Annotated in this window: 1 protein-coding gene; it reads left to right on the forward strand. The window is 69.3% G+C overall.

Translation table 11 applies throughout. The features are described from left to right. Positions 1–263: 263 nt before the first annotated feature. Entirely contained in the window at positions 264–1,481 is a 1,218-nt protein-coding gene (locus tag LZF96_RS26295) for an IS110 family transposase (protein ID WP_233877373.1), read from the forward strand. Positions 1,482–1,549: the final 68 nt, after the last annotated feature.

Here is a 1,549-nt window from a genome sequence, read left to right on the forward strand (position 1 = left end):
CCCCGTTATGTTTTTCGCGGTCCTGCAACGGGACCGCTGGCCTCCGGGCCCGGCATGACTGTGTCCCCCTGTCGAAGGCATGACCCGGGGGGTGGTGTCACCGGGCCCGGGGGTGTTCGTCGGAGACGCTGATGAGAGGTCCGGCCACCGTCCGGTCCGGCGCAACGCCGGGCAGTTTGCGGGCGGCAGGTCTGCATAACGTGGATGCGCGAGTACGACACCACTGCCGAGGCCGGCACGTTCAACCCGCCTGGAGGGGCGCGATGTTCGAGATCGAAGACGTGGGCGTGTTCCTGGGCCTGGACGTCGGCAAGTCCGCTCACCACGGCCACGGACTCACCCCGGCCGGGAAGAAGGTCTTCGACAAGCCGCTGCCCAACAGTGAGCCGAAGCTGCGGGCCGTGTTCGACAAGCTGACCGCGAAGTTCGGCACCGTGCTGGTGATCGTGGACCAGCCCGCCTCGATCGGCGCCCTGTCGCTGACCGTCGCCCGCGATGCCGGCTGCCGCGTTGCCTACCTGCCCGGCCTGGCCATGCGGCGGATCGCGGACCTCTACCCCGGCGAGGCCAAGACCGACGCGAAGGACGCCGCAGTGATCGCGGACGCGGCCCGCTCCATGCCGCACACCCTGCGATCCCTGGAACTGACCGACGAGATCACCGCCGAACTCACGGTCCTCGTCGGTTTCGACACCGACCTCGCGGCCGAGGCCACCCGCACCTCCAACCGCATACGCGGCCTGCTCACCCAGTTCCACCCCAGCCTGGAGCGCGTCTTGGGGCCCCGTCTGGACCACCGGGCCGTCACCTGGCTGCTGGAGCGCTACGGCTCCCCGGCCGCCCTGCGCAAGGCCGGCCGCCGCAGACTTGTGGAACTGATCCGCCCCAAGGCCCCGCGCATGGCTACCCGGCTCATCGACGACGTCTTCGAGGCGCTGGACGAGCAGACCGTCGTCGTCCCCGGCACCGGCACCCTCGACATCGTCATCCCCTCCCTGGCCGCCTCCCTGTCCGCCGTCCACACCCAGCGCAGGGCGATGGAAGCCCGGATCAACACCCTGCTGGAGGCCCACCCTCTTTTCCCGGTCCTGACCTCGATGCCCGGCGTCGGCGTCAGGACCGCCGCCGTCCTGCTGGTCACCGTCGGCGACGCAACCGGCTTCCCCACCACCGCCCACCTCGCCTCCTACGCCGGCCTCGCCCCCACCACGAAATCGTCCGGCACCTCCATCCACGGCGAACACGCACCCCGAGGCGGCAACCGGCAGCTCAAACGGGCGATGTTCCTCTCCGCCTTCGCCTGCATGAACGCCGACCCCGCCTCCCGCACCTACTACGACCGCCAGCGAGCCCGCGGAAAAACCCACACCCAAGCCCTCCTCCGCCTCGCCCGCCAACGCATCGGCGTCATCTTCGCCATGCTCCGCGACGGCACCCTCTACGAATCCCGGACACCGAAGAACATCGAACTCGCTGCATAACCCCAACAGCCCCGAACCACCCCAAACCCGACAGCAATGCCTTGACGAAAGACATAGAGGCACCCCCC

Origin of the sequence: Streptomyces sp. ST2-7A (assembly GCF_021390475.1) — a bacterium.
In the GTDB taxonomy this organism is placed as follows: domain Bacteria; phylum Actinomycetota; class Actinomycetes; order Streptomycetales; family Streptomycetaceae; genus Streptomyces.

Coding starts and splice junctions, on each gene's coding strand:
- LZF96_RS26295 (WP_233877373.1), top strand. CDS start 264: ATGTTCGAGATCGAAGACGTGGGCGTGTTCCTGGGCCTGGACGTCGGC.